This is a genomic window from Burkholderia savannae (assembly GCF_001524445.2).
Lineage (GTDB): Bacteria > Pseudomonadota > Gammaproteobacteria > Burkholderiales > Burkholderiaceae > Burkholderia > Burkholderia savannae.
The window spans coordinates 2,619,554-2,645,596 of sequence record NZ_CP013418.1; the positions used below are offsets into that span (position 1 = coordinate 2,619,554).

General features: G+C 68.1%; 27 protein-coding genes. 14 read left to right on the forward strand and 13 right to left on the reverse strand.

What is annotated here, in order from left to right; all coding sequences use genetic code 11:
* Positions 1-44: 44 nt before the first annotated feature.
* Entirely contained in the window at positions 45-1,070 is a 1,026-nt protein-coding gene (adhP, locus tag WS78_RS32570; protein ID WP_059579376.1) for an alcohol dehydrogenase AdhP, read from the forward strand.
* A gap of 373 nt (positions 1,071-1,443) precedes the next feature.
* Positions 1,444-1,881: a hypothetical protein gene (locus WS78_RS32575; protein ID WP_038749346.1), complete on the forward strand. Its 438-nt coding sequence runs from the start codon at positions 1,444-1,446 to the stop codon at positions 1,879-1,881.
* Between the two features lie 140 nt (positions 1,882-2,021).
* On the opposite strand, the gene WS78_RS32580 is transcribed toward WS78_RS32575, so the two are convergent.
* Together WS78_RS32580 and WS78_RS32585 are read right to left on the reverse strand one after the other, a co-directional pair.
* Complete coding sequence (locus WS78_RS32580) at positions 2,022-2,531, reverse strand: hypothetical protein (RefSeq protein ID WP_038749349.1); 510 nt, start codon at positions 2,529-2,531, stop codon at positions 2,022-2,024.
* A 599-nt stretch (positions 2,532-3,130) separates the two neighbouring features.
* Entirely contained in the window at positions 3,131-3,802 is a 672-nt protein-coding gene (locus tag WS78_RS32585) for a TetR/AcrR family transcriptional regulator (protein WP_059579372.1), read from the reverse strand.
* Between the two features lie 139 nt (positions 3,803-3,941).
* Between WS78_RS32585 and WS78_RS32590 the strand changes: the two genes are divergently transcribed.
* Both WS78_RS32590 and WS78_RS32595 read left to right on the forward strand, forming a co-directional pair.
* Complete coding sequence (locus WS78_RS32590) at positions 3,942-5,234, forward strand: NAD(P)/FAD-dependent oxidoreductase (RefSeq protein WP_059579368.1); 1,293 nt, start codon at positions 3,942-3,944, stop codon at positions 5,232-5,234.
* Between the two features lie 31 nt (positions 5,235-5,265).
* Positions 5,266-5,670: a DUF3331 domain-containing protein gene (locus WS78_RS32595; protein WP_226377272.1), complete on the forward strand. Its 405-nt coding sequence runs from the start codon at positions 5,266-5,268 to the stop codon at positions 5,668-5,670.
* A 277-nt stretch (positions 5,671-5,947) separates the two neighbouring features.
* Here WS78_RS32595 and WS78_RS32600 read toward each other — a convergent pair whose 3' ends face one another.
* Genes WS78_RS32600 through WS78_RS32615 form a run of 4 tightly spaced genes read right to left on the reverse strand, consistent with a single transcriptional unit; the run spans position 5,948 to position 12,886 of the window.
* Complete coding sequence (locus WS78_RS32600) at positions 5,948-7,072, reverse strand: ABC transporter permease (RefSeq protein WP_059579365.1); 1,125 nt, start codon at positions 7,070-7,072, stop codon at positions 5,948-5,950.
* A gap of 2 nt (positions 7,073-7,074) precedes the next feature.
* Positions 7,075-10,293 (reverse strand): ABC transporter ATP-binding protein/permease, encoded by a 3,219-nt coding sequence (locus WS78_RS32605; RefSeq protein ID WP_059579362.1) that lies wholly within the window; start codon positions 10,291-10,293, stop codon positions 7,075-7,077.
* Positions 10,290-11,363: an HlyD family secretion protein gene (locus tag WS78_RS32610; protein ID WP_059579359.1), complete on the reverse strand. Its 1,074-nt coding sequence runs from the start codon at positions 11,361-11,363 to the stop codon at positions 10,290-10,292. Before WS78_RS32610 ends, WS78_RS32605 begins: the two co-directional genes overlap by 4 nt.
* Before the next feature lie 11 nt (positions 11,364-11,374).
* The gene (locus WS78_RS32615; RefSeq protein WP_059579355.1) at positions 11,375-12,886 is read right to left on the reverse strand and encodes an efflux transporter outer membrane subunit; all 1,512 of its coding nucleotides are present in this window, start codon (positions 12,884-12,886) and stop codon (positions 11,375-11,377) included.
* Positions 12,887-13,181: 295 nt separating this feature from the next.
* Between WS78_RS32615 and WS78_RS32620 the strand changes: the two genes are divergently transcribed.
* The 7 genes from WS78_RS32620 (at position 13,182) to WS78_RS32655 (ending at position 19,405) form a co-directional block, all read left to right on the forward strand.
* Positions 13,182-14,051 carry a TetR/AcrR family transcriptional regulator gene (locus WS78_RS32620; protein ID WP_059579352.1) on the forward strand — a complete coding sequence of 290 codons (870 nt, stop codon included), beginning with the start codon at positions 13,182-13,184 and terminating at the stop codon, positions 14,049-14,051.
* Between the two features lie 214 nt (positions 14,052-14,265).
* A complete protein-coding gene (locus WS78_RS32630) occupies positions 14,266-14,736 on the forward strand; it encodes a universal stress protein (RefSeq protein WP_038749365.1) in 471 nt (156 codons plus the stop codon).
* 36 nt (positions 14,737-14,772) lie between these two features.
* Complete coding sequence (locus tag WS78_RS32635) at positions 14,773-15,024, forward strand: hypothetical protein (protein WP_059579348.1); 252 nt, start codon at positions 14,773-14,775, stop codon at positions 15,022-15,024.
* Positions 15,021-16,157: an ABC transporter permease gene (locus WS78_RS32640; RefSeq protein ID WP_038749370.1), complete on the forward strand. Its 1,137-nt coding sequence runs from the start codon at positions 15,021-15,023 to the stop codon at positions 16,155-16,157. The genes WS78_RS32635 and WS78_RS32640 overlap by 4 nt, the downstream gene beginning before the upstream one ends.
* On the forward strand, positions 16,154-16,858 hold the full coding sequence (locus WS78_RS32645; RefSeq protein WP_059579345.1) for an ABC transporter ATP-binding protein: 705 nt from the start codon (positions 16,154-16,156) through the stop codon (positions 16,856-16,858). The genes WS78_RS32640 and WS78_RS32645 overlap by 4 nt, the downstream gene beginning before the upstream one ends.
* Positions 16,855-17,940: an HlyD family secretion protein gene (locus WS78_RS32650; protein ID WP_038749376.1), complete on the forward strand. Its 1,086-nt coding sequence runs from the start codon at positions 16,855-16,857 to the stop codon at positions 17,938-17,940. Before WS78_RS32645 ends, WS78_RS32650 begins: the two co-directional genes overlap by 4 nt.
* A complete protein-coding gene (locus WS78_RS32655) occupies positions 17,918-19,405 on the forward strand; it encodes an efflux transporter outer membrane subunit (RefSeq protein ID WP_059579342.1) in 1,488 nt (495 codons plus the stop codon). Before WS78_RS32650 ends, WS78_RS32655 begins: the two co-directional genes overlap by 23 nt.
* 19 nt (positions 19,406-19,424) lie before the next feature.
* Here WS78_RS32655 and WS78_RS32660 read toward each other — a convergent pair whose 3' ends face one another.
* Positions 19,425-20,261 carry a polysaccharide deacetylase family protein gene (locus WS78_RS32660; RefSeq protein ID WP_059579337.1) on the reverse strand — a complete coding sequence of 279 codons (837 nt, stop codon included), beginning with the start codon at positions 20,259-20,261 and terminating at the stop codon, positions 19,425-19,427.
* 308 nt (positions 20,262-20,569) lie between these two features.
* Here WS78_RS32660 and WS78_RS32670 point away from each other — a divergent pair, with 308 nt between their 5' ends.
* Positions 20,570-20,884, forward strand: a complete 315-nt coding sequence (locus WS78_RS32670; protein WP_156437573.1) for a hypothetical protein — start codon at positions 20,570-20,572, stop codon at positions 20,882-20,884.
* 52 nt (positions 20,885-20,936) lie between these two features.
* Here the strand turns inward: WS78_RS32670 and WS78_RS38435 are convergent, their stop codons facing one another.
* Complete coding sequence (locus tag WS78_RS38435; RefSeq protein ID WP_059579330.1) at positions 20,937-21,215, reverse strand: hypothetical protein; 279 nt, start codon at positions 21,213-21,215, stop codon at positions 20,937-20,939.
* A 165-nt stretch (positions 21,216-21,380) separates the two neighbouring features.
* On the opposite strand from WS78_RS38435, the gene WS78_RS32680 reads away from it, so the two are divergent.
* Entirely contained in the window at positions 21,381-22,031 is a 651-nt protein-coding gene (locus WS78_RS32680; protein ID WP_038749387.1) for a BON domain-containing protein, read from the forward strand.
* A gap of 495 nt (positions 22,032-22,526) precedes the next feature.
* On the opposite strand, the gene WS78_RS32685 is transcribed toward WS78_RS32680, so the two are convergent.
* Positions 22,527-22,808 (reverse strand): hypothetical protein, encoded by a 282-nt coding sequence (locus WS78_RS32685; RefSeq protein ID WP_038749414.1) that lies wholly within the window; start codon positions 22,806-22,808, stop codon positions 22,527-22,529.
* A 266-nt stretch (positions 22,809-23,074) separates the two neighbouring features.
* Positions 23,075-24,016 carry an LOG family protein gene (locus WS78_RS32690; RefSeq protein ID WP_038749390.1) on the reverse strand — a complete coding sequence of 314 codons (942 nt, stop codon included), beginning with the start codon at positions 24,014-24,016 and terminating at the stop codon, positions 23,075-23,077.
* A 320-nt stretch (positions 24,017-24,336) separates the two neighbouring features.
* On the opposite strand from WS78_RS32690, the gene WS78_RS32695 reads away from it, so the two are divergent.
* The gene (locus WS78_RS32695) at positions 24,337-24,624 is read left to right on the forward strand and encodes a hypothetical protein (protein WP_038749393.1); all 288 of its coding nucleotides are present in this window, start codon (positions 24,337-24,339) and stop codon (positions 24,622-24,624) included.
* Between the two features lie 357 nt (positions 24,625-24,981).
* Here the strand turns inward: WS78_RS32695 and WS78_RS32705 are convergent, their stop codons facing one another.
* From WS78_RS32705 to WS78_RS36755, 3 genes are read right to left on the reverse strand one after another with little or no spacing between them, the layout of a single operon-like run.
* Positions 24,982-25,410, reverse strand: a complete 429-nt coding sequence (locus tag WS78_RS32705; protein ID WP_059579323.1) for a DUF3564 domain-containing protein — start codon at positions 25,408-25,410, stop codon at positions 24,982-24,984.
* Complete coding sequence (locus WS78_RS32710) at positions 25,392-25,739, reverse strand: c-type cytochrome (RefSeq protein WP_038753687.1); 348 nt, start codon at positions 25,737-25,739, stop codon at positions 25,392-25,394. Before WS78_RS32710 ends, WS78_RS32705 begins: the two co-directional genes overlap by 19 nt.
* Entirely contained in the window at positions 25,733-25,984 is a 252-nt protein-coding gene (locus WS78_RS36755) for a hypothetical protein (RefSeq protein ID WP_156437574.1), read from the reverse strand. Before WS78_RS36755 ends, WS78_RS32710 begins: the two co-directional genes overlap by 7 nt.
* Between the last annotated feature and the right edge of the window lie 59 nt (positions 25,985-26,043).

Genomic DNA, 26,043 nt, shown 5'->3' on the forward strand with positions numbered 1-26,043 from the left:
GTGATCGATACTCGATCGGGCATCGAACCAACCAGGAGCGACAGATGGCGCAATACATGAAAGCCGCGGTGGTGCACGCATTCGGCGAACCGCTTCGCATCGAGGAAGTCCCGGTGCCGACGCCGGCACCGGGCCAGATTCTCGTGAACATCAAGGCATCGGGCGTGTGCCACACCGATCTGCATGCGGCCGACGGCGACTGGCCCGTCAAGCCGACGCTGCCGTTCATTCCGGGGCACGAGGGCGTCGGCTTCGTCGCGGCGGTTGGAGAGGGCGTCAAGCACGTGAAGGAAGGCGATCGCGTCGGCGTGCCCTGGCTCTGCACCGCGTGCGGCCATTGCGAGTATTGCCAGACCGGTTGGGAGACGCTGTGCCACGAGCAGCAGAACACCGGCTATTCAGTGAACGGCAGCTACGCGGAATACGTGCTCGCCGATCCGAACTACGTCGGCCATCTGCCGAGCAACGTCGCGTTCGACGAGATCGCGCCGATCCTCTGCGCGGGCGTGACCGTCTACAAGGGCATTCGCGTGACCGACACGCGCCCCGGCCAGTGGATCGCGATCTCGGGAGTCGGCGGGCTCGGGCACGTCGCGGTGCAGTATGCGAAGGCGATGGGGCTGCACGTCGTCGCGGTCGACGTCGCGCCGGAGAAACTCGAGCTCGCGCGCAAGCTGGGCGCGGCGTTCGTCGTCGACGCGTCGAAGGACGATCCCGCCGCGGTGATCCAGAAGGAGATCGGCGGCGTGCACGGCGTGCTCGTGACGGCCGTGTCGCGCGGCGCGTTCGCGCAGGCGCTCGGGATGGTGCGGCGCGGTGGGACGATCTCGCTGAACGGATTGCCGCCGGGCGATTTTCCGCTGCCGATCTTCTCTACGGTGCTCAACGGGATCACGGTGCGCGGCTCGATCGTCGGCACGCGGCGCGATTTGCAGGAGTCGCTCGATTTCGCGGCCGAGGGGCTCGTGCGCGCGCATATCCATCGCGACAGGCTCGAGAACATCAACAGCGTGTTCTCGGCGCTGCGGGAAGGGAAGGTCGACGGGCGGATCGTGTTGACCGGCGAGTGATGCAAAGGGGCGCGGGCGGCGGGGCCGCTTGCGCCGAGCGGATCGCGCATCGCCACGGAGCTTACGTTTCGTCTTGCCGTGGTTGTGACGCGAGCCGGGGCGTTTCTCGCGCACGTGCCGCATCGGGACGAGAAGACAGGATGGGAATCGAGGCCGCACGCGTTTGGCGGGCATTCGATCGTGCAGGAATCGCGACAGAAAAGGAAATAGAATGATCGGGTGACGGCCGCGCATCGAGATGCGCGTCGCGTCATGCGCCGCTTGCCAATCCGGGGCGACGACGGCCGCTCGCGCGGCAGGCGTTCGAGTCATGTACGAGGGTGTGACGAATCGGCGCTGCTCGCCGATATTGCTGACGTTCAATTAGAAAAACATGAGCCAAATAAAAATCCATGTCGACCAGCGCACGCTGGCGTTTTACGGGGTAAGTCACGCGGCGTTCGAGAAACGATTGCGCGACGCGCTTTCTTTCACAAAATCGATGGGGTGGGAGATCGACGTCGTCCCGGATGCCCGGAACACGGACCATGTTCAGTATGAGGAAGCGTGGACCACAGTTTCGGCGGACGAAGTCGCGCCGTCGGATTTCGAGGAACTGATGCGCGGCATTCGTCGGGCATGGGAGGGCATGCCGAAGACCTTCTCGCAAAGCGGCGTGCAATACCGCATCCTTCCGGCTGCGGACGGCGATTGCGCCGTCATTGACGAGGCGCGACCCGACGCCCCGATTTTCACGGGAGCATGGTATGTCGTCGTGCGATTTCTGCGATTGAATTTCTCGCGCTTCGCATCTCAGGCGGATTCTCGCTAGGCCGTTCTATTCAGTACCGATCGCGATGAAAGGCGACGCGCGCCCGCCCGTTGCTCACGAGCCGCGGCGCGGCTGTCGCCGACACGCGCCGCTTGCTCCGGCGCGATTATCGGCTCGTCGCCGAAGCGTCATGCGTCGTGTCACGGAAACGCCGGAATAGTCGGATCGGTCCCTTCCAAATGGGCGTCCGGATGATGCTGCTTGATCAACGCCTCGATCTCCTCGACGCGATCGCGGTGCACGTCGATCATCATCAGCAATTCGCCTTTCTCGACGGCGTCCTCGAAGTGTCTGAGCCGGGTGTTCGGCACGCTCACGCCGATCATCGTGCCGACCCACGCGCCGAATCCCGCCCCGGCGATCGCGAACGCGACCACGGCGCCGCCCGCGATCGTGAGGCCGGCGGGCGGAAACGCGATCGCGGCCAATCCGGCGAGCGCGCCCGTGACGCCGCCGGCAGCGGTTCCACGAGCGAGCGCGGGCAGCAGATCGCTGCTTTGCGCGATCGACGCTTCGGGCAGATTCTCCAGCGGAACCTGATCATTCGCGACGACATGGATGTGCCGCCATTCGATGCGCTTGACCAATAGTTCGTCGACGATCACCCGTGCCGTGTCCGCGTCGGGCAGCAGGAAATAGATTCGTCTCATGATGACCTCTGTCAGGGGACGCCCGGGCATCCGCGTCGGACCCCATGACTTCGATGGCGTGTTGCCCGGCAAGCCGCGTGCGAGATAGGCTCGTTGTTCGAGGCCTATATGACGAAGTCTAGGTGATACGCGGGCTTCGGCAAGCGTCGCGCCGGGCGGCCGTTGGATGCGCCGAGCCATGCCGAGGCAAGCCGGGCCATTGGGCAGGCGCTGTCTTGGCTCAAGCGTTCGACGCGCTTCTCGGATGCGTAGGGAAATGGATGCCCGCCTGTCGGCCGGACTCGGTCGCCCGAGGGCAATATCCGAAGGGCCGCTCCACCGCATGTTTATCGCGGCCCCAATGGGCATGATTCGGCGCTGCTCGCGCCGTTTGCGGAAGGCGGCATCGATGAAGGCTCACTCCACGGAAGTCGTTGTTTGACAAGCGTTGTCTGCTCGTTATCGGGGAAAGGCCGGGCGGGGCTCGGATGGTCTCTCTTCCCTATCCCCACCGTCGTGCGCTCACGCGATAAACGAACGTTCCATTGACGCCGAATGCAGGAGACGGGCGGGCTGCCGATCAAATGGTGCCCGTCGGTGCTCGGCCGCGGCCGGGCAGTTCAGCCGAGCGCGGCTAAAGCCGACGTCAGGACGGCGCGCTTGAATTCCTTGGGGCGCCGCGGCAACGCCGAAAACGGGCTCAGCGCATGGCTGTACGCGACGGTTTTGCTGATGCCGTTGGCGAGCAGCAGGAACATGATCTCGGGGTCCTGCCGCGGTACCTGGCCAGCATCGATCGCATCGACGAGCAGCGGCACGAACACGTCATGAAATGGCCGCACCAAGCGCTCAATCAGGACATCGAGGCGCTCTCCCGTTTCAGTTGCGGCAGTCGAAAAAAACATGCCCACGTCCGGCGTGAGAAACACCTGATCAATCAGGAGCGACACCGCCGCCTCGACGCGCTCTCGCGGCCCTAGCCCGGGCGTCGCGCGCAACGCGGCGGTGCTGGCGATCATCGGCGCGGCTTCGTCGGCGATCTGGCCCACGACGGCGACCCACAATGCTTCCTTCGATCCGAAATGATGCGCGACGAGCGCGGGGTCCACGCGCGACAGCCGGGCAATTTCGCGCACGCTGGTCGCCTCGTAGCCGCTCTTCGCGAACGCCGCGCGCGCACTGCGAAGCAGTGCCTCGGCACCGCCCGCGTCGCTGCAGGCCGGACGACCGCGCGTGCGGCGCGGCGTGGAAATCGTCGTGCCGGGCGCGGCGGTGTCGTTCGAACGTTTCATCAGCGGCGGTGGATCGTGTTCAGGGAAAGTTCGAAAGTTTAACCGGTGTGCTCCCGCGCGTGAGCGCGGCGCCATGTTTGACACGAGCCCCTCGAGCCCGTAGTATCGCGTTAATTCATCACTCGTAGAATATGTGACCATGAGTCAAGCCACCCGAATCGTCATCGTCGGCGGGGGCATCGCCGGGCTCCTGCTTGCGACCCGGCTGGGCGACACGCTCGGCCGCAGCGGCCGCGCTCGCGTCACGCTCATCGACAAAAGCGCCACGCACATCTGGAAGCCCATGCTGCACACCATCGCGGCCGGCACGCGCGACGTCCAGCAACAGCAGGTCATCTATCTCGCCCACGCCCGCGATCACGGGTTCGACTACCAGCCCGGCGAAATGGACGGTCTGGACCGCAATGCGCGCGTCGTGAAGCTGGCCGAACTCAGAGCGCCATCCGGCGAAGTCGTCGTCGGCCCGCGCACGGTCGAATACGACGTGCTGATTCTCGCGCTGGGCAGCCGTGCCAACGATTTCGGCACCCCGGGCGTACTCGAGCATTGCCATTTCATCGACAGTCAGGCGCAGGCTGAAATCTTCAACGAAGCATTGCGCATTCGCGTATTCCAGAGCGTCGTGACGAATGGCTCGTTGCGCGTATCGATTGTCGGCGCCGGGGCGACCGGAGTCGAGTTGGCGGCGGAACTGAGCCGCTTGCTCGAAGTGGCCGCGAGTTATGGCGACCCGGGCATCCGCGCACGCCTGAACCTCACGCTTTATGAAAGCGCGCCGCGCATACTGGCGGCATTTCCAGCGGCGGTATCGGAATCCAGCGAGGCGCAGCTGCGACATATCGGCTTCACGGTACGAACGGGCACGCGCGTGACCGCAGCCGAGCCGGATGGATTCCGGCTTGGCGACGGTAGCAGGCAGCCGGCCGATTTGATGGTTTGGGCGGCGGGCGTCAAGGCGCCTGATTTTCTGGGCAAGCTGGATGGAATCACGGCGAATCGGTCCAACCAGATCAGCGTCAGGCCGACGCTACAGGCGCTGGACGACGACAAAATATTCGTTCTCGGCGATTGCTCCACTTTGACGCTCGCGGGCAATGAGCGGCCTCTCGCGCCAACCGCGCAGGTCGCCACGCAACAGGCACAGTTTCTCGCGAAGCACATACCGGGATGGCTAGGCTCCGGCTCGCTGCCCGACTTTGCGTTTCGCGACTTCGGCGCGCTCGTGTCGCTGAGCGACTACAACGCTTTCGGGACGCTCGGGCAGTTCGGTTTCTTCCGTGGCGGGTTCATCAAGGGCCGATTCGCGCAACTGAGTCACGCCATGCTTTATCGCCAACATCAGCAGGCGTTGCACGGCTTCGGCAAATCCACATTGCTATGGGCGGCGGAGCGGATCAACGGCCTCGTGCAGCCGAAGATACGGCTGAGCTGAAGGCCGCCCCGCTTTTGACAGGAGCACTGGCATGGAGCAGTACGTGACGGACGACACCGCATGGCAGCGCGCTGTCAGCCTGCTTGACGCCGGGCACGCGGACCAACTGACGGCTCGCGTCAGGCACCTGGTCGGTTCCCATGGCGAGCACCGCCTGTCGACTGGTCGCGGCGCCGTTGTGATCGCTCTGCTCGATCGAATCAGCCCGCGAGCCGCCACGGTCTCGTGGAGCGATCCGCAAGATTGCAAGTACGGCGAGCAGGTTTGGCGCCTTGTCACCGCCAAACAATCTGGGATATGCGCGCTGAGCGGACAGCCGGTCGCCGCGGGCGATGCGATCTTTCGCCCCGCAAAGGTCAAGCCGCCTCCGGCCAATGCCGCCGCCATGATGCTCGCGGTTGCGGTCGACCGCGCGTTCGCCGATCAACGCTGCTAGTTTTCGCGGGGGAGTTTGTCCGCTGATGCCGCCGGCGACGCACACCGGCGCTGCCGTGGCCCCGAGTCTTCGAGATTCGGCGACATGCGTTCTCGCTATCGGACGTGCGACATCGACGTCACCCCCGACACGTTCGGATGGTCGTTACTTCGCTCGCGTGAGGATCATGTGACTGCACGACCTGACGGACGCCCGTTTGGCGCCTGCTTGTCAACAGGGCGATTTGGGCAACGGGGCTGACGCGGTGAAGCGTGCCCGCGACCGTTCGCCGGCCCGCCTAAGCCATCTGCCCGATCGTCTTCCTGAACCGCTTCAACGACAGCAAAAACAACACCGTTCCGATCACCGCCAGAATCAGAAACGGCCGCCAAACCGTCTCGATTCCCGCGCCGCGATAGAGAATCGCTTGCCCGATCTCGACGAAGTGCGTCGTCGGCGCGGCGAGCATGATGTTCTGCACCGCGAACGGCATGCTCTCGCGCGGCGTCAGGCTGCCCGACAGCAATTGCAGCGGCAGCAGCACCAGCACGAGCAGCATGCCGAACTGCGGCATGCTGCGCACGAGCGTCGCGAGAAAAATGCCCATCGACGTCGTCGCGAACAGGTGAATCGCCATCCCGACGACGAACAGCGCGACCGAACCCTCGATCGGCACATGCAGCGCGCCGCGCACGACGAACGTCAGCGAAAACACCGCCGCGCACGCGACGACGAGCCCCATCGACCACACCTTCGCCATCATGATCTCGCCCGGCGTCACCGGCATCACGAGCAGGTGCTCGATCGTCCCGTGCTCGCGCTCGCGGATCAACGCGGCGCCCGTGAGCACCATCGACAGCAGCGTCACGTTGTTGATCACTTCCATCAGCGAGCCGAACCATGTCTGATCGAGGTTCGGATTGAAGCGCATGTGCATCGCGATGTCGACGGGCGGCGCCGCGCTGCTCCGGTAGCGGCGCGCGAAATCGTCGATCTCGCCGCTCACGATCTGCTGCACGTAGCCGTTGCCCGTGAACGCCTGGCTCATCCGCGTCGCGTCGACGTTCAGCTGGATCTGCGCGGGCCGGCCCGCGAGCACGTCGCGCTGGAAGTTCGGCGGGATGTCGAGCGCGAACGTGAAGTCGCCCGCGTCCATCCCGCGGTCGGCTTCAGCGAGCGTCACCATCCTCGGCAGCGCGAACTGCGGCGGGAAGAGCGCCGATGCGATCCGCGCGGACAGCGGCGACGCGTCCTCGTCGATGATCGCGATCGGCGCCATGTGCAGCGTGTCGGGGCGCGCGGTCGCGGCCGAGTAGATCGATGCGGTGAACGTGTAGGCGATCAGCACGAGCAGGATCGGGTCGCGCACGAGGCTCCACAGTTCCTTGATGCCGAGACGATAGACGATCGCGAGGCGCCGCATGATCAGCGTTCCTGTTTTTTCAAGAGCAGTATGGTCGCGCCGAGGATCACCGGCACCGACGCGGCGAGCGGCCAGAACTGCGAATAGAGATCGGACAGCGACAGCGCCTTGTTGAACACGCCGCGGCTGATCGACAGCATGTAGGTGGCCGGATAGACGAGGCCGATGAAGCGCCCGGTGCCTTCGAGCGACGACAGCGGCGTGAGCAGCCCCGCGAACTGCACGGTCGGGATCATCGTGCCGATGATCGTCATCACGATCGCCGCGACCTGGCTGCGCGTGAACGTCGACGCGAGCAGCCCGATGCCTGTGGCGACGACGTTGAAGATCAGCACCGCGAGCAGCAGCGTCATGAAGCTGCCCTTGACCGGCACGTCGAACGCGAGCCGCGCGAGCACCGTCATCAGCAGGAAGTTCAGCATCGCGAGCACGACGTACGGCACCTGCTTGCCGATCAGGAACTCGGTGCGCGTGACGGGCGTCACGTACAGGTTCAGGATCGAGCCGAGCTCGCGCTCGCGGACCACGGCGAGCGCCGTCAGCATCGCGGGCAGCATCAGCAGCAGGAGCGGCATCACGGCGGGGATCATCGCGGGCAGGCTCTTCACGTCCGGGTTGTAGCGGTAGCGCGTGACGATCTCCGCGCGCGGCGCGAGCGTCACGCCGAGGCGGTGCTGCGCCTTGTCCGACAGCCACATCGTGTGCATGCCGATTGCGTAGCCGCGGATCGTCTCCGCGCGCTGCGGCATCGCGCCGTCGATCCACATGCCGATCTGCACGGGCGCGCCGCGTTCGACGTCGCGCGCGAAGTTCGGCGGAATCTCGATCGCGAGCGACACTTCGCCGGTGCGCATCCGGCGATCGAGCTCCGCGTAGTCGGCGATCGGCGGCCGCTCGACGAAATAGCGCGAACCGGACAGGTTCAGCGCGTAGTCGTGGCTCAGCTCGGTCTGGTCGCGGTCGAGCACCGCGTAGGTCAGATCCTCGACGTCGAGGCTGATGCCGATGCCGATCACGCACATCAGCACGAGCGAGCCGATCAGCGCGAGCGTCGCGCGGACCGGATCGCGGCGCAGCTCGAGCATCTCGCGCCACATGTAGCTGAGCGCGCGCTGCGCGCTGAATGCGCGGTGCGGCGGCTCGGAGGCGAGCGTAGCGGAGCGCGGCGCGGCCACGAGCGGGGCGGATCGAGCGGACGGATTGGATCGGGCGGGCGGGGTCGATTCGGCGGGCGATTCGGTGGGCGAGGCGGCGGGCGATTCGGCGGGCGATTCGGCGGGCAAGGCGGCGGGCAAGGCGGCGGGCAAGGCGGCGGGCAAGGCGGCGGGCAAAGCGGCGGGTGAGGCGGCCCGCGCTTCGGTCTCGGTTCGGATCGCGGTCTCGTCGCGGTCGCGAGCCGCGATGTCGGCGGCGGCGTGCGCGGCGGTATCGGCGGTATCGGCGGCGGCACGGCGGGCGTGAGCGTCGTTGCCGATGTCCGTCGCGGCTTCGGCGCGCGCGCCGGTTCCGACGTCGACTTCGGTGTTCGCTCCGGCTTCGATGGCCGCTGCGTGTTCGCGGCCGCTTGCGCGTTTGGGAAGGTTTTCGGCTTCGGGGTCTGCTTTTACGATGCCTTTGGCTTCGGCGTTGGTCCGGGCACCCGTTGCGGCTGCCGCTTCGGCGTGGGCGTCGGCGCCGTCCGCTTCGCCCGCCGATGCGTCGACGAGATACCCGATGAACGCGTCCTCGAGCGTCGCCGCGCCGCGCGCGCGCACGAGCTCGGCCGGCGAATCGCTCGCGAGCACGCGGCCCGCGTGCATCAGCGAGATCCGGTCGCAGCGCTGCGCTTCGTTCATGAAGTGCGTCGAGATGAAGATCGTCACCAGGTCGCGGCGCGCGAGGTCGATCATCAGTTGCCAGAAGCCGTCGCGCGCGACGGGATCGACGCCCGAGGTCGGCTCGTCGAGGATCAGCAGCTCGGGCTTGTGCACCATCGCGACCGCGAGCGACAGCCGCTGCCGCATCCCGAGCGGCAGGCTGTCGGGCAGCGTGTCGTAGATGTCGGTGAGGCCGAAGCGGCACGCCATTTCGTCGATGCGCGCGTCGATGCCGGCGGCCGGCACGCCGAACAGGCGCGCGTGCAGCACGAGGTTCTGCCGCACGGTCAGCTCGCTGTAGAGCGAGAACGCCTGCGACATGTAGCCGACGCGCCGGCGCGTGTTGATGTCCTTCGGATCGACTTCCTTGCCGAACAGCTGCGCGGTGCCTTCGGTCGCGGGCAACAGGCCCGTGAGCATCTTCATCGTCGTCGACTTGCCGCAGCCGTTCGAGCCGAGGAAGCCGAAAATTTCGCCGCGGCGAATCCGGAAGCTCACGTGATCGACCGCGGTGAAATCGCCGAAGCGCATCGTCAGGCCGCGCGCCTCGATCGCGGCGCCCGCCTGCGCGTCGGCGCGCAGCGGCTCGATCTTCACGGGCTTGTGGTCGCGCCGCTTGTCCTCGGGCAGCAGCGCGATGAACGCCGCTTCGAGCGTGTCGCAGTTCGTGCGCGCGAGCAGCTCGGCGGGCGCGCCCGTCGCGAGCACGCGGCCCGCGTCCATCGCGATCAGCCAGTCGAAGCGCTGCGCTTCGTCCATGTACGCGGTCGCGACGATCACGCTCATCGTCGGCCGCTCCGCGCGAATCCGCGCGATCAGATCCCAGAACTGCGCGCGCGCGAGCGGATCGACGCCCGTCGTCGGCTCGTCGAGGATCAGCAGATCCGGATCGTGGATCAGCGCGCAGCAGAGGCCGAGCTTCTGCTTCATCCCGCCCGAGAGCTTGCCCGCCGGCCGCGACAGGAACGGAAAGAGGCCCGTGCTCCGCGTGAGCGAATCGATCCGGCGGCGGCGCTCGCCGGCATCGTGGCCGAACAGGCGCGCGAAGAATTGCAGGTTTTCCTCGACCGAGAGCGTCGGATACAGGTTCTTGCCGAGCCCCTGCGGCATGTACGCGATGCGCCGGCACACGCGTTCGCGATGGCGGCGCGAGCGCATGTCGCCGTCGAGCGCGTGGACGCCGCCCGTTTGCAGCGCGCGCGCGCCGGACGCGAGCGCGAGGAGGCTCGACTTGCCGACGCCGTCCGGCCCGATCAGGCCGATCGTGAGGCCGGCGGGCACGTCGAGCGTGATCCCGTCGAGCGCGACGGTCTTGCCGTAGCGCAGGGTGACGTCGGAAAAGCGAACGACGCTCGGCGCGCTCACCGCGGGACCTTGACCATCAGTTGCGCGGGCCACGGCTTGCTCTGGTCGACGCGCACCCACGCGACGCCGGGCAGCCCCGTCTTCACGAGCTTCAGGTGCTTTTGCAGCAGCTCGCGATCGATCCGGGCCTTCACGCGGAACATCAGCTTCTGCCGCTCGTTCGCGGTCTCGACGGTCTTCGGCGTGAACTGCGCGGTGCTCGACACGAACGACACGGTCGCGGGAATCACGTAGTTCGGCGCGGCGTCGAGGATGATCCGCGCGTCGGCGCCGAGCGCGACTTTGCCGACGACCGTCTCCGGCAGGAAGAACGTCATGTAGACGTCCGACAGATCGACGAGATTGAGCACCTTGCCGCCCGCGGGCAGCACTTCGCCGGGCTGCGCGACGCGGTACTGGACGCGGCCGTCGCGCGGCGACTCGAGCTTGCTGTCGTCGATGTCGGCCTGCACGCGCGCGACGGTCGCGTCGGCCGCCGTCACCGCCGAATGCGCGGCGACGAGCTGCGCCTCGGTCGCCTCGATCGCGGCCTGCGCGGCGGCCACCTGCGCGGCAGCCGCGGACACGGCCGCCTGTGCGCTGCGGGCGCGGGCGCGATCGTCGTCGAGCTCCTGCATCGACGATGCGCCCTCGCGCGACAGCGTCTCCGAACGCGCGAGCCGGCGCTTCGCGGCGTCGAGCTCGCTGTCGCGCAGCACGACCATCGCCTGCGCGGCCGCCTTGTCGCTCTTCCTCTGCGCAACCTGCGATTCGACGCCCGCCGCCGTGTTCAGCGCGCGCTGCCGCTGCGCGGTCGCTTCGTCGTACTGCGCGCGCAGCACCTGGATCTGCATGCTCGCGAGCGGTTGGCCGGCCTTCACGAAATCGCCTTCGTCGACGAGGATTTCGTCGATGCGGCCGGGCAGCTTCGTCGCGACGTCGATTTCGGTGGCCTCGATGCGGCCGTTGCCGTTCGCGAAGGCGTCGCCGGGGCCCTGATGGCGCAACAGCGTCCAGCCGTAGTAACCGCCGAGCGCGAGCACGACGGCGGCGGCCGCGGCGGCGATCTGCTTCCTGGTGACTTGGATCATGACAACGGACCTTATTTCGCTTGGGGTTCGGTGGAAGAGGGCGCGGCCGCGTCGCGCGCGGGCTCGGACAGGTTGCCGCCGAGCGCCGCGTACAGCGCGACGCGGCTCGACAGCAGCGCGCGGCGCGTCTGCACGAGCTGCTGCTGCGCGCTCAGCAAGTCGCGCTGCGCGTCGAGCACTTCGAGAAAGCGCGCGGCGCCGCTGTCGTAGCGCAGCTTCGCGAGCCGCGCGCGCTCGGATTGCGTCGCGAGCGTGTCCTGCGCGATGCGCACCTGATCGGCTAGCCAGTGGCGCGCGGCGAGCGCGTCGGCGACGTCGCGAAACGCCGTCTGGACTGTCTTCTCGTACTGCGCGAGCGCTTCGTCGCGGCGCGCGTTGGCGAGCTTCAGGTTGCCGATGTTGCGGCCGGCGTCGAAGATCGGCATCGACAGGTTCGGAATGAAATTCCACGCGGTCGTGCCGGACGCGAACAGGTTGTGCAGCTCCGTGCTACCGGTGCCGATCGAGCTCGTCAGCGCGATGCGCGGGAAGAACGCCGCGCGCGCCGCGCCGATGTTCGCGTGCGCGGCGCGCAGCTGATACTCGGCCGCGACGACGTCGGGGCGGTTCGCGAGCAGCTCGGACGGCAGGCCGGGCGCGAGGTTCGGCGCGACGCTCGCATCGTCGAGCGACGCGGGCGTTTGCGCCGGCGCGCTCGCGCCGACGAGCAGATCGAGCGCGTGCTGCTGCACGTCGCGCGCCTGCTGGAGCTGCGAGCCGAGCGTCTGCGCCTGCTGCAGCAGGATCTCCGATTGCGTGAGATCGAGCTTCGAGATCGCCCCTTCCTCGTAGCGCCGCCGGAAGATGCGCAACGATTCGCGGCGGCTCTCGATCGTCTCGTTCGTCAGCGCGAGGCGCTCGTCGTAGGCGCACAGCGACAGATACGCGTCGGCCACCTGGCCGACCAGGCTGATCGTCACCGCGCGGCGCGACGCGTCGCTCGCGAGGAACGCGTCGAGCGCGGCGGCCTTCAGGTTGCGCACGCGGCCCCAGAAGTCGATTTCCCACTGCACTTCGCCGAGCGACGCCGAATACAGCTCGCCGACGATCGGGCTCGGCAGCAGCAGGCCGCCCGGCTCGCGAAAGCGAATGTAGGCGGCGTTCGCCGTGATCGTCGGGAACTGGTCCGCGCGGCGGATTCCGTACATCGCGCGCGCCTCGTCGACGCGCCGCGTCGCGATCCGCAGATCGCGGTTGTTCTCGAGCGCGGTTTCAATGAGCGCCTGCAGCCGGGGATCGACGAAATAGCCGCGCCAGTCGAACTGGCCGAGCGCGCGCGCGCCGGCGCCCGTCGGGTCGCCCGGATAGGCGGGGTAGGCCGTGGGCACGGGCGGCGGCTTGCGCGCGTAGTCGGGCGCGAGAGACAGGCAGCCCGACACGGCCGCGCACAGCGCGAGCGTGGCGGCGTGCCGCGACACGCGGCGCGCGATGCCGCGCCGCCGCTGATGCCGTTCGTCGTGACGCGCATCGTTGCGCATGGTCATATCCTCGGTGATCGATGTAGCCGACTGTTCTTCGTGGACGCCGCGCGCTCCCGAAAACGCTCACCGTCGCGCGGCGCGGAAAAGCGATGCGCCGCGCGCGCCGCTCTCGTGTCCCTTTATATCCGACGATTACCGTGTCTTATCTTGATCTGAGTCAGTGAGATACCGACTGGTCAGTTTTTAAGATGTCGCCATGCACGATGCAGGTGCGTCCGCCGCGCGCGGGCGTCGCGCATCGCGAAACGAAACGGCACAACGAACGGCCGCCCGCGGGGCGGCGAAGCGGCGGCGGACCATGCGAAACCGGAACGGCAACGAGCGGGCGGCGAAGGCGCGAGACGAGGCACCGGCCAGGTCGGCGCGCTGCCGTTTGCCCGCCGACGTCCGCATCCACCAGATCCTCGATGCGGCGCTCGCCGAGTTTTCCGCGAGCGGCTTCGTGGGCGCGCGGATCGACGACATTGCGGCGCGCGCGGGGATGTCGAAGGGCGGCGTCTACACGCACTTCGGCAGCAAGGACGAGATTTTCGAGGCGCTGCTCGAGCGCTCGCTGATGCCGCCGCTGCCGGGCGCGTCGAAGGCGGCGCTTGCCGCACGCCGCCCGAAGGGGGCGCGCAAGGCGAATGGGGCGAATGTGGATCGCGCCGCGCGCGCGAGGAATTCGGCGAGTGCGCCGAGCGGCGTCGATGCGCGCGATGCGCACGATGCGCACGATGCGCCGAGCGAATCGGATGCGCGCTGCGCGCCGCGCTCGTCGATCACCGCGAATGCCCGGGCGGCTTCATCCGAATCGGAAGCGCCCGCGGCGCTCGCCGCGCTCGTCGATCTGCTCGCCGGCGATCTCTACACGTGGTCGACGAGCGAGCCGGTGATCGCGATGCTGCGCCTGCTCGTCGCCGAGAGCAGGCGCGCGCCGCACGCGGTCGAGCGCTGGCAGAAACAGGTCGAGCACGCGGTCGCGACGGCGGTCGGCCGGCTCGTGCGGCAGGGCGTCGACGCGGGCGAGCTGCGCGCCGGCATCGCCGCGCGCACGCCGCTTTTGCTCGTCGCGCCGCTCACGCAGGCGTGCCTGCGGCAGGCGCTGCGCGCCGCGCCCGCGACCCGGCGCGAGCTTGCTGCATCGCGGCGCGACTATGCGCGCTTCATCGAGGAACTGTTGACCTGACGAAATGCGCGAATCCGTGCGCCGCGCGGCGGAAGCTTGACGGAAGTCAACTTTCCGCACATGGAACGCCGGATCATGAACGCATGTTTTCGGCATCCCGAACGGTTCCGCGCAACGATGAAGCAATCCGGTGCGCGAGGCGGTTTCTCGAAGCATGCGAAAGCCCCGGACCGCCGGGCCGCCGAAACGACATCGACTTGAACCAGGAGGTTTTATGTACCAGAAGATCATGGTGGCGCTCGACGGCAGCGACATCTCGAAGCGCGGCCTCGGCGAAGCGATCAAGATCGCGAAGGCGACGGGCGGGCGCGTGCATGCGGTGTACGTCGTCGACAAGTCGGTGGTGTTCAGCTACGCGGGCCATTTCGATCCGAACGCGCTCCTCGAAGGCTTCCGCGACGACGGCCGCAAGGCGCTCGGCGAAGCGGAGAAGGCGATCGAGGCCGCGCAGGTGAAGGGCGACGCCGAGCTGTTCGAAACCGCCGGCATCGGCGAGGAAGTGGCGCAGGCGCTCGAGCGCTGCGCGAAGCAAAACGGCGCGGATCTCGTCGTGCTCGGCACGCATGGCCGCCGCGGCATGCGGCGCGTCGTGCTCGGCAGCGTCGCCGAGCGCTTCCTGCGCGCGTCGCACTGCCCGGTGCTGCTCGTGCGCGGCGAGGAAGCCGAACATCACGTGGATGTGTGAGCGCATCGCGCGCGCCCGGAAAACAAGGAGAACGACATGATGCATTCTGACCGCAACGCGATCGCATCGACCGTCGCCGTGTTCGCCTCGCAAGTCGGCCTGATCGCCGCGGTGCGCGGGCTGCTCGTCGCCGACGGCTCGGCCCCGTATTTCATGCTGTTCGCGATCGTCGCGGGCGCGCTCGGCTTCGTCGATCTGTATTGCCGGCCGATCTTCGCGCCGGCGTTCGCGCGGCAGCGCGCAGTGCCCGTCCAACGTCGCCGGGGGGCCGCGCGCGACGCATCGTGAACGGGATACTGAGGCTCGCGTTCAAGCTGCTCGTCAACGACAGCGCGAAGTTCAGCGCGCTGATCGTCGGCATCACGTTCGCCGTGTTCCTGATGGTGGAGATGACGTCGCTGTTCGCGGGAATCCTGAACAAGTCGTCGTCGACCGTCATCAACGTCGGCGCGAAGGTGTGGGTGATGGACCCGGGCGTGCAGACGATCGCGAGCAGCATCGGGATGCCCGACTACGTGCTCGACGCGGTGCGCAGCATCGACGGCGTCAAGTACGCGGTGCCGATCTATTCCGGCGGCGCGCTCGTGAAGCTCGCCGACGGCACCTACCAGGCCGTCACCGTGATCGGCCTCGACGACGCGAGCCTGCTCGGCAGGCCGACGATGAAGGCGGGCCGCATCGAGGACATCTACGCGGAAAACGGCTTCATCGCGATCGACGACGCCGAGTTCCCGAAGCTGAAGAATCCGGCGCTCGGCACGACCTTCGAGCTGAACGACAACCGCGGCGTGATCGTCGGCATCGCGAAGGTCGCGAGCAGCGGCCTGTTCGGCACGCCCACGCTCTACACGACCTACGCGCGCGCGACGCAGTACATTCCGTCGACGCGCTTCACGACGTCGTACATTCTCGTCGAGCCGAAGTCCAGCCAGAACATCGCGCACATCAAGCGCGAGGTCTCGGCGCTCGGCTATCGCGCGTACACGAAAGAAGAATTCATGAAGCACATCTCGGACTTCTACAAGTACGAGACGGGCGTCGGCACGAACATCCTGCTGATGACCGTGATCAGCTTCATCGTCGGCCTGTCGATCTCGGGCCAGACGTTCTACACGTTCATTCTCGAGAATCTCGAAAAATTCGGCGCGTTGAAGGCGATCGGCGCGAAGAACCACGAGCTCGTCGCGATGATCCTGTTCCAGGCGACGTTCACCGCGCTCACCGGCTACGGCCTCGGCGTCGGCCTCTGCACCGCGCTCATCAGCTTCGCGCGGCTGCGCCTGCCGAGCTACGCGGCGCTCATCACGTACGGCAATCTCGCGCTCGCGTTCGGCATGGTCGTCGTGATCGCCGGGCTGTCGAGCTATCTCGGCGTGCGCCGCGTGCTGCGGATCGAGCCGTTCGACATTTTCAGGGGATGACCATGGCGGAGCTCGCGATCGACGCACGCGGCCTCACCAAGTGGTTCGGCGAAGGCGACGCGCGCACGCGCGCGCTGTCGGACGTGTCGGTGCAGGCGAATTTCGGCGAGATGCTGCTGATCGTCGGGCCGTCGGGCAGCGGCAAGACGACGCTGCTCAGCGTGATGTCCGGCATCCTGCGGCCGGACGAGGGCAACGTGTTCGTCGACGGCGTCGATCTGTGGGCGCAGGGCAACGACGCGATCGCCGATTTCCGCCTCAACCGGATCGGCTTCGTGTTTCAGGACTACCATCTGTTTCCGCGCCTGACGACGGCCGAGAACGTCGCGATTCCGCTGATCCTCAAGCGCCGCGACTGGAGTCTCGCGATCGACGCGGCGCACGAATATCTCGACGTCGTCGGCCTGCGCAACCGCGCGACGCTGCCGCCCGTGAAGCTGTCGGGCGGCGAGCAGCAGCGCGTCGCGATCGCGCGCGCGATCGTGAGCCAGCCCGACATCCTGATCCTCGACGAGCCGACCGCGTCGCTCGACGGCGACACCGGCCGCACGATCATCGATTTCGTCAAGCACAAGGTGCTCAACGACAAGCGCTGCATCGTGATCGTCACGCACGACAGCCGCATCTTCGACTACGCGGACCGCATCCTGCGGATGGAGGACGGCAAGCTCACCGCGATCGAGAGCGGGGGCGGCCAGTGAAGCATCGGCTCATCTTCCTGATCGCGATCGTCGGGTTTCTCGTGAGCGTCGCCGCCGCATGGGTCTACAGCATTCAGGAGCCGCCGCAGCCGCCCGTGTTCAAGCCCGCTTCGAATCCGTATCCGCGCGGCGTCTATGCGACGGGCATCGTCGAGAGCGACCAGAGCTCCGGCGTGAACGTCAACCTGTATCCGGACGTCACGGGCGCGGTCACGCGGATCTTCGTGCGCGAGGGCGACGCGGTGAAGGCGGGCGACACGCTGCTCACGCTCGACGATTCGGTGCAGAAGGCGACCGCCGCGCAGCTCGCCGCGCAAGCGGACGCCGCGCAGGCGTTGCTCGACGAATTGAAGGCGCAGCCGCGCCGCGAGACGCTCGACGTCGCCGCCGCGCAGGTCGACGCGGCCGCCGCGAGCCTGAAGACCGCGCAGGACCAGTACGACAAGCAGCAGCGCGCGTTCGCGATCGATCCGAAGACAGTGAGCCGCGACGCGCTCGACAACGCATTGAACGCCGTGAAGGTGGCGCGCGCGAACCTCGACGTCGTCACGCGCCAGTATCGGCTGACGCGCGCGGGCGCGTGGGTGTACGACGTGCGCAACCAGGAGAAGCAGGTCGCCGCGCTGCGCCGGGCGGCCGACGCGTCGAGCGCGCTGCTCGCGCACTACACGCTGCGCGCGCCCTCGGACGGCGTCGTGCTCGCGATGAACGCGGCGCTCGGCTCGTACCTGTCGCCGCAGGGGATGTACGACACGTACACGCAAGGGAACGCGCCGGCGATCGTGCTCGGCTCGTCGGCGAACCGGCTGCAGGTGCGCTGCTATGTCGACGAGATCCTGATCAGCCGCCTGCCGGCCGGCAAGATGCCGAAGGCGCACATGTCGGTGCGCGGCACGCCGACCGAGGCGGATCTCGAGTTCGTTCGCGTGCAGCCTTACGTGACGCCGAAGATTCAGTTGTCCAATCAACGGACCGAGCGCGTCGACGTGCGCGTGCTGCCCGTGATCTTCCGCGTCGTGCCGCACAAGGATCTGAGGCTGTTTCCGGGGCAGATCGTCGATGTGTACATCGCGTCGGATTGACCGTGCGCGACGGCGCCGCCGGCTGCGCTTCGCGGCGATCGCGCTCGGCGGCGCGGCGCTCGTCGCCGGCTGCGCGGTCGGGCCCGACTTCGTTCGGCCCGAGCCGCCCCGCGTCGACGCCTACGTGCCGGACGCCGCCGCGCGCACGAGCTTCACCGCGGGCGGCGCGACGCAGACGCTCGCGCCCGACGCGCCGTTGCCCGATGCGTGGTGGCGCCTGTTCGGCTCGCGCGAGATCGACGCGGCCGTCGACGACGCGTTCGCCGGCAGCCCGACGCTGGACGGCGCGCAGGCGACGCTCAGACGCAGCGAGCACGAACTGATGGCGGGCGCGGGCGTGTTCTATCCGCAGATCGACGCGCAGGCGGGCGCGTCGCGGCAGCGCAACGTGCCGTTGCGCACGGGCACGAATCTGCCCGCTTCGATCTTCAACCTGTTCACGCTGTCGACGACGATCAGCTATGCGCTCGACATCTGGGGCGGCGAACGGCGCAACGTCGAGGGGCTCGCCGCGCAGGCCGACGCGCAGCGTCACGCGCTCGCGGCCGCGCGCCTCACGCTCGCGGCGAACGTCGTCAACACGATGATCGCGCGCGCCGCGTATGCGGACGAGGTCGCGGTCACGCGCGAGCTGATCGCGTTGACGGACGAACAGATCCGTCTCACGCGCGCGCAGGTGAGCGCCGGCACGAGCGCGTACTCGGCCGTGCTCGCGCTCGAGTCCGCGCGCGCGTCGCTCGACGCGTCGCTGCCCGCGCTCGAGCAGAAGATCGGCCAGGCCGACGATCTGCTCGCGACGCTCGCGGGCCGCTTTCCGGCCGAGCGCACGCCGCCGACGCTGTCGCTCGCGGACATCGCGTTGCCGGCGCGGCTGCCGCAGACGGTGCCGTCCGGGCTCGTGCGCCGCCGCCCCGACATCCTGCAGGCCGAGGCGGCGCTGCATGCGGCGAGCGCGAACGTCGGCGTTGCGACGGCGGCGCTGTTTCCGAGCGTCACGCTGTCGGCCTCGGGCGGTTTCAACGCGACGCAATTGCCGTCGCTGTTCGCGGCGAGCGGCAAGGCGTGGAGCGTCGGCGCGTCGATCACCGCGCCGCTCTTTCATGGCGGCGCGCTGTGGTATCAGCGCAAGGCCGCGATCGACGCGTTCGACGAATCGAACGCCGCCTATCGGCAGGTGGTGCTGAGCGCGTTTGCGCAAGTCGCCGACACGTTGCGCGCACTTGATCACGATGCGGCGGGACTCGATGCGCAGTCGCGCGCGATGGACGCGGCGCGCGAGGCGCTGCGGCTCGTGACGATCGAATACGAGACGGGCGCGGCCGGCTATTTGCAGGTTCTTGCCACCGATCAGCAATACCGGCAGGCGCGGCTCGCGTGGGTGCAGGCGAGCGCGCAGCGGCTGCAAGATACCGTTGCGCTGTACGCGGCGCTCGGCGGCGGCTGGGACGATTCGCGCGCACCGTGACGGCGGCGGGCCGCGCGCATCATCTCCGAGCGGCTTCCTCGCGCGGCGCGCCGCTCTTCGCGAGCAGCCGCCGCAGCACGGGCGGCGTGCATTCCTCGACCATCAGAAAACGCGGCAGCGTAAGCAGCGGCGAGTCGTGACGGATCTTGCTCGGCTCGAGCGTGAAGCCCGCTACGTAGCCCGCTTCGCGCGCGAGCGCGCCGAGCTCGCCGTCGAACGCGCCGAACGGCCAGGCGAGCAGATCGACCGTGTTGCCGATCTCGCGCTCGATGCGCGCGCGCGCCTGTTCGAACTGCGCGCGCGTCGCGTCGCAAAATGCGACGGTCGAACGATGCATCGCGTTCAGATCGGGATGCCACCACGCGTGCGACTGCACGTCGAACCAGCCGGTCTTGTGCAGCACGCGCAGCTGATGCCACGTGAGCGAGCCGGGCGCTTCGCCGACCGCCGACGGATAGACGAACAGCGTGATCGGCACCCGCTCGTGCAGCGCGATCGTTTTCGCCCATTCGAAGATCGACGCGTGCCCTTCGTCGATCGTCAGCGCGACCGACTTCGGCGGCAGCGCGACGCGCTCGCCGCGCAACCAGCGGACGATGTCGCGCAGCGGGACGATCCGGTAGCCGAGCCGGCGCAAGTACGCGAGCTGCGTTTCGAACGTTTCGGTGCCGACCGTCATCGGATCGGCGCCGGACGTGTTCGAAAAGCGGTGGTAGACGAGCACGGCGACGTCGGTCGGCGGCGCGTCGACGGCGGGTGCGCCGGCCGACGCGTCGGCAGCGACGATCCGCGAGACGGGCCGCAAGCCGGGGCCGAAGACGGCCGTGCGCCAAGTGAACCGGGAACGAGGTGACATGATGGTGTGCGTCGCTGGGTTATCGGGGCCGGCATCGCGCCGGTTGCATGCAGGCTGCGATCGGAGGCGGGACGCGAGCGTTCGTCTCGGCGCGGGAGCGCGATGTCGGCGCGCCGGGTCTTCTGTCGAGCGGCGCTGGACGAACCTACGTGCGAGCCTCGTGAACGGCATGCGAAGCATCTTTTAAATAGGATGCGCCGCGCATGCCCGCGCGCGTTGAGCCAAGTCAACGCAGTCGCACCAATGCAGGGCGCCACTATAGGCAGGTGCTGCGGAAGCGGTGCGCGGCCGCGCGCACGATTGTTGACGTGCGTCAAATTCGCGCGGGTTTGCGGGGGCGGACGCGGGGCGTGCGGCTCGGCGAGGTCAACGATGCGCCGTTCGGGCGCGACGCTCGACGCGTGCGGGCGGCGCGACCCGAAAGCGCAGTGTCGCAACGCGCGCGGCGGACGCAGCCGAATCTCAAGGGTGTGCTGTGGTCTGGCGAGCCGCCCGTTGCGGCCGATCTCGCGCTCGGCACGGCACCGCACCGCACCGCACCGCGCGACTGTCGCTCGACGACGCGGCGGCGATGCGGCGCGCGTATCCGATCGCGCGCTGCAAAGGCGCGCCATGTCGATTGAGCGCCCATCGATTGCATTCGCCGCTTGCCGCGCTTCGTGTGCGACGGGCGCTTCAATCGGCGATGCGATCCGCACCGGCATGTCGTGCCCGCGCGCCGCACGCTTCGATGCGCGGCGGCGGCGGTAACCGTGGCGCGATCTTGCACAGTCGAATTTCCGCGATATCGCGGCGCGCCGGCATTGCGCGGATTTTCTCCAGGCGGTGCGCGGCAGGTTGCGGCGGCGCGCGCATGCCGGCCCGCACGGCGGCGCGCCGGAGCCGCCCGACGCATCGAACGCGGCGTTCGACGTAACCGACTGACGAATGCCGGCGCAGCCTGCGCCCCGGCATGCAAGGCGATTCGTCGCGCGGCGCGCATCGCGTTCTTCGACCCTCCGGCGCTTCGGCCGCGCAGCGCCGAATCGCACTTGACGTGCATCAGAAAACTCGTGGTGCGCGTATGCAAAGCTGTTCTGAAGCGGCGGATTCGCGCCGTGTTTTCAGGTGGAGCGAGCGATGAAAACGGACAGGCAGATCAAGCAGGAAGTCGAGGAGGAACTGACGGGCGACCCGATGATCGACGTCGCGCACTTCAATGTCGACGTCGCCGGGCACATCGTCACGCTGACGGGCCATCCGGCCAGCTACGCGGAAAAGCTCGCGGCCGAGAAGGCGGCGAACCGGGTCGCGGGCGTGCGCGCGGTGGTCGTCGACGTGCAGGTGCGGCTGCCGCACGGCGACGTCCGCTCCGACGAGGAGATCGCCGACGCCGTGCGCTCGATCCTGCACTGGACCGTCGGGCTGCATGACGCGGCCGTTCAGGTGCAGGTCGAATCGGGCTGGGTGACGTTGTCGGGCAAGGTCGACTGGGCGTATCAGAGCCATGTCGCGATTCGTGCGATTTCGCAGATGCGCGGCGTGACCGGCGTGACGAACGAGATCGACGTTCTCGGCGACGTGAGCGCCGACGAGATCGCGGGCGGCATCCGGCTCGCGATGCAGCGTCATGCGGAGCGCGAGGCGAAGCATATCGACGTGACGGTCAAGGACGGCACCGTGACGCTGTCGGGCAAGGTCGGCTCGTATGCGGAGCGCGCAGTCGCGCGCGGCGCCGCGTGGTCGGCGCGCGGCGTGCGGGCGGTGGTCGACGACCTGGTCGTCGAGTGAGGTCGGGCGAAAGGCGCGGCGCGCATTGCGCAGTCGCGCATGCGTGACGCGCAACGTAGGTGTCGTCGGTGTCGCAGGTGCCGAATGCGCCGTGCACTGCGCGCTGCGCCGCTCGTCGCCCGCGCCGTTCGATGCATGTCGCGGCGCGTGCGCCGTGCGGCGACGCAAGGAAGCCGGCGCGGCGTATGAAACGGCGGAAAGGGATGCGTGACGGCCGCCCGATGCGGGGGATGCGGATTCGAATCGGTCGAGCGGGGAAAAAGAAGCTCGCGAGCCGGTGAGAGGAGATGGTGGTGCGCGGCTCGCGAGACGAAAGCGAACGAAGACTTGAGCTCAGGCGGGTGGATGAACCGGCCCTAGCGGCAGCCGGACGCGTAGCGGCGCGACGCGGAATTGGTGCGGCGGCTGCGTGCGCGGGCGGCAGTGGCGAGCGGCGTGCGCGCGCAACGGCAACGGCCACGTGCGCAGCGCACCGGCGTTTCGCAGGCGAGCATGTCAGCGGTCTGCGTCGAGCAGCGATTGTTCGAGCGCGGTCACGAAGCGCATCAGCGACGCGACGGAGCCGGCGACGCTCTGATAACGTTCGCGGCCGATCTGGCCGTCGAGCGTGACGAGCATGCCGGCCTCGCGGGCGAGCGCAAGCAGCGCGTCGGCCCGGTCGGCGCTCGCCGCCGCCGGCTGCGGCCGCGCGGTGCGGTCCGTATCGGCGGCGGGCGTCGCTTCGGTGCGGCCATAAGCGAGGTAGCCCGATTCGGCGTAGACGTCTTGGTATGACATGGCGACCTCCTGATCCCCGTGGAGCGTTTGTTCTTGCATTCGTCGCGTGATGCGTGTCTGCAATGACAGTATCGTGTGACGAACGATTCGCTCCAAGCAGCGCACACCGAGCTTCTCGTAGGAAATGCGGCGGGCCTATCGGCGCTTTCCTACAACGCGGATGCGCGCTTTCTTCGAATAGGAAAGCGCCTTACGGGAGAACCCGGAGCGCCGCGCGCGCGGGGGTGGACCAGGCTGCGGGACAACCCGAATCCGGCCCGCGCCGCTCACGCGGGACGATGCGGGCCGCCGATCGCCGTCCAGATCTCGTCGGCGGTTTCGCAGAACCGGAACAGCTCCGCGTCGCGCGGATCGATCATGCCCTCGTCGACCAGAAAGCCGAAGTCGACCGCCGAGCGCCAGAACGCGCGGCCGACCAGCACGACGGGCAACGGCGCGATCTTGCGGGTTTGCAGCAGCGTCAACACTTCGAACAGTTCGTCGCAGGTGCCGTAGCCGCCCGGAAAGAACACGGCGGCCTTCGCGCGCTCGAGCAGGTGCAGCTTGCGGATCGCGAAATAGTGGAAGCGAAAGCACAGCTCGGGCGTCACATACGGGTTCGGGAATTGCTCGTGCGGCAGCGCGATGTTGAGCCCGATGCTGGGCGCGCCCGCTTCGTGCGCGCCGCGGTTGGCCGCTTCCATGATGCCGGGGCCGCCGCCCGTGACGATCGTGAGGCGGCGCGGATGGGGCGAGCGGCTGGTCTTGCCGACGAGCCGGCCGAGGTCGCGCGCGACGCCGTAGTAGTGGCTGCGCTCGAGCAGCCGCACCGCGACGCTGACCGCATGGCGTCGCTCGGGATCGTTCGGGCGCGCGGCGAGCTGGCGCTGCGCGTCGGCAAGCCGCGCGCGCGCGACGGCGGGCGCGACGATCCGCGTGCTGCCGTAGACGACGACGGTATCGCTGATGCCGACGCGCTGCAGCATTTCCTCCGTCTTCCAGTAATCGAGCTGCAGCCGCACGCCGCACATCTCGGGGCGCTGCAGGAAGTCGAGATCCTCGTCGGCTTGCCGGTACGTCGGGCTCGACACGAGCCGCTCGACGGCGGCGGGCAGCGGCAGCCGGCTCTTCGGCGCCGCGCGCACACGGCGCAGCGGCGCTCGGCGCGCGGCGGCGTTCGCGACGGAAGGGGCGCGTCGCTTGGTGCGGGGTGTGGTCGGTTTTTTCATCGCGCCGTCCGGATGCGGTAAGTCGGGTCGATCCCACGTTAAGCCGGTTCGATGTGCGCGGATTGATCGCGGTCAACGCGGCCCGACAAAGCGGATGTGACCATGCGCGGCGCGCTTGCCCGGCAGCCGCGCATCGGGCTCTCAGGTGAGTCGCGCGCCCGGTATCGGCCTCACGCTTGACGCATGTCAAGCGGCATCCGTCAAAGAACCGGAAGATGCTAGTGAAGCGCCCCGAGGATGGACGCAATGCTTATCGCTCCGGCACGTCATTTCGTTTTGCCGTATGAGCGCCAGGGGAGAAAAGGATCATGGGAATTGGAATGCAGATCGCCTATTTCGGCTTTGCCGGATCAGCGCAGCTCGAAGCCGAGGCGAGCATCCAATTGATCCGTCTGGAGCGATTCAGCGCGCGGCTCGCGGGCTGCCATCTCGCGATCGAGGCGCTCGGCGCCGGCACCGCGAACACGACGTACGATGTCCGTCTCGATCTGATCACGCGCGACTACGAGCTGAAGCCGGTTCCGCACATGAACGGCGCCGATCCGCTGGCGGCGATCCGAAGCGCATTCGACGCCGCGGAGCGCGGGCTCGCCACGGCGTTGGCGTGACGGGAGCGAGCCGCGTGGCGTGACGAATCGAGCCGCGCGGATCGGCGGCGCGGCCGGCCCGCGTGACGGCCGGTGATCGCAACGATCGACGATCGGAATCCCGATTTCACGAAGCGACGAAGCGACGAAGCGACGAAGCGACGAAGCGACGAAGCGACGAAGCGACGAAGCGACGAAGCGACGAAGCGACGAAGCGACGAAGCGACGAAGCGACGAAGCGACGAAGCGACGAAGCGACGAAGCGACGAAGCGACGAACAGGTGACTCCCGAAGACTCCGAAAATTCCCCGAGCGCATCCCGCACGGACACATCGGCGCGCGCGGGGCGACGCTTCGCGCCCGCGCGACGCCGTCCGCTCAGGATGCCTCGCGCCCCGTGAACAGCTCGTGCTCGGCGGGCGCGGCGGTTTCGTCGACGCACTGCACGTGCCACTCTCCGACGACGGGCGAGTGGTGCGCGTGACGATACCAGTGCGCCGCGCCCGTCTCGCCTTCGAACGGACCGTGCTTCGCGCCGAGGTCGAGACCTTCGAGCACGCACAGCGAATGCGAATCGTCGGCGCCTGTCACGCGGGTCGCGCCGTCGCGGCAGACGACGTTGCCCCATGCGGGCAGCTCGACGCCCGCATGGCCTTCGCGCGACCACCTGCGCTCCGCCGTGTCGATCCACAGGATCGCGTAGGCGGCCGGATCGGCGGACGCGAACGTATCGAGATGAACGGTGATGCGCACGGCTGGCTCCTTGCAAAATGCGCGGCGACGCCGCGCTACTGGCTCATGACCCATTGGATCAACGTATGCGCGTCTTCCTTCGACAGCGGGCCGCCGCGCTCGGGCGCGGTCGGCATCGGCGCGTCGCCCCAGTGCGCGCGCCCGCCGAGACGCAGCTTCTGCTCGAGCATCTCGGCGGCATTCGGCACGTCGCGATAGCGCTCCGCGATCTGATGAAACGACGGCGCGAGGAACGGCATGTTCGGCGCGTGGCAGAACATGCAATGCTGCTGGTCGACGAGCTCGGTCGGCTCGCGCACTTGCGCCCGCACATCGCCGGCCGCGCCGATGCAGACCGCGCCCAGCATGCACGCCAGCGCAAGATTCGGCAGACTGTTCAACATGGCGCGTACCTCGATCGGAGATTCGATTCCAGTCTAAGCGGCGACGGGGCGCGACCATTGATGCAGGTCAATGCGATCCGGGCGAAATTGTCGCGGCAGGACGATGACGGCGCGCCGCGCAGCGCCGCGCCGCACCGCACCGCGCGCGCGTCGCGGGTCGCGCTCTTTTGCGTCGGCGCGTGCCGGCGCAAGGCGTGTCTGCGCGTCGGCGCGGCGGCGAACCGGCGACGCTTGACCCAGGTCAAGCCGCCCTCGTGCCGCGGGGGTTCAATCGATGACGATGCACCTACGCTGGAACCGATGG

Bases quoted from the DNA above. Each gene is read 5' to 3' on its own strand.
- adhP (WP_059579376.1), top strand. From the start codon at position 45: ATGGCGCAATACATGAAAGCCGCGGTGGTGCACGCATTCGGCGAACCG.
- WS78_RS32575 (WP_038749346.1), top strand. From the start codon at position 1,444: ATGAGCCAAATAAAAATCCATGTCGACCAGCGCACGCTGGCGTTTTAC.
- WS78_RS32580 (WP_038749349.1), bottom strand. From the start codon at position 2,531: ATGAGACGAATCTATTTCCTGCTGCCCGACGCGGACACGGCACGGGTG.
- WS78_RS32585 (WP_059579372.1), bottom strand. From the start codon at position 3,802: ATGAAACGTTCGAACGACACCGCCGCGCCCGGCACGACGATTTCCACG.
- WS78_RS32590 (WP_059579368.1), top strand. From the start codon at position 3,942: ATGAGTCAAGCCACCCGAATCGTCATCGTCGGCGGGGGCATCGCCGGG.
- WS78_RS32595 (WP_226377272.1), top strand. From the start codon at position 5,266: ATGGAGCAGTACGTGACGGACGACACCGCATGGCAGCGCGCTGTCAGC.
- WS78_RS32600 (WP_059579365.1), bottom strand. From the start codon at position 7,072: ATGCGGCGCCTCGCGATCGTCTATCGTCTCGGCATCAAGGAACTGTGG.
- WS78_RS32610 (WP_059579359.1), bottom strand. From the start codon at position 11,363: ATGATCCAAGTCACCAGGAAGCAGATCGCCGCCGCGGCCGCCGCCGTC.
- WS78_RS32615 (WP_059579355.1), bottom strand. From the start codon at position 12,886: ATGACCATGCGCAACGATGCGCGTCACGACGAACGGCATCAGCGGCGG.
- WS78_RS32620 (WP_059579352.1), top strand. From the start codon at position 13,182: ATGCGAAACCGGAACGGCAACGAGCGGGCGGCGAAGGCGCGAGACGAG.
- WS78_RS32630 (WP_038749365.1), top strand. From the start codon at position 14,266: ATGTACCAGAAGATCATGGTGGCGCTCGACGGCAGCGACATCTCGAAG.
- WS78_RS32635 (WP_059579348.1), top strand. From the start codon at position 14,773: ATGATGCATTCTGACCGCAACGCGATCGCATCGACCGTCGCCGTGTTC.
- WS78_RS32645 (WP_059579345.1), top strand. From the start codon at position 16,154: ATGACCATGGCGGAGCTCGCGATCGACGCACGCGGCCTCACCAAGTGG.
- WS78_RS32655 (WP_059579342.1), top strand. From the start codon at position 17,918: ATGTGTACATCGCGTCGGATTGACCGTGCGCGACGGCGCCGCCGGCTG.
- WS78_RS32660 (WP_059579337.1), bottom strand. From the start codon at position 20,261: ATGTCACCTCGTTCCCGGTTCACTTGGCGCACGGCCGTCTTCGGCCCC.
- WS78_RS38435 (WP_059579330.1), bottom strand. From the start codon at position 21,215: ATGCCGGGGCGCAGGCTGCGCCGGCATTCGTCAGTCGGTTACGTCGAA.
- WS78_RS32680 (WP_038749387.1), top strand. From the start codon at position 21,381: ATGAAAACGGACAGGCAGATCAAGCAGGAAGTCGAGGAGGAACTGACG.
- WS78_RS32685 (WP_038749414.1), bottom strand. From the start codon at position 22,808: ATGTCATACCAAGACGTCTACGCCGAATCGGGCTACCTCGCTTATGGC.
- WS78_RS32690 (WP_038749390.1), bottom strand. From the start codon at position 24,016: ATGAAAAAACCGACCACACCCCGCACCAAGCGACGCGCCCCTTCCGTC.
- WS78_RS32695 (WP_038749393.1), top strand. From the start codon at position 24,337: ATGCAGATCGCCTATTTCGGCTTTGCCGGATCAGCGCAGCTCGAAGCC.
- WS78_RS32705 (WP_059579323.1), bottom strand. From the start codon at position 25,410: ATGGGTCATGAGCCAGTAGCGCGGCGTCGCCGCGCATTTTGCAAGGAG.
- WS78_RS32710 (WP_038753687.1), bottom strand. From the start codon at position 25,739: ATGTTGAACAGTCTGCCGAATCTTGCGCTGGCGTGCATGCTGGGCGCG.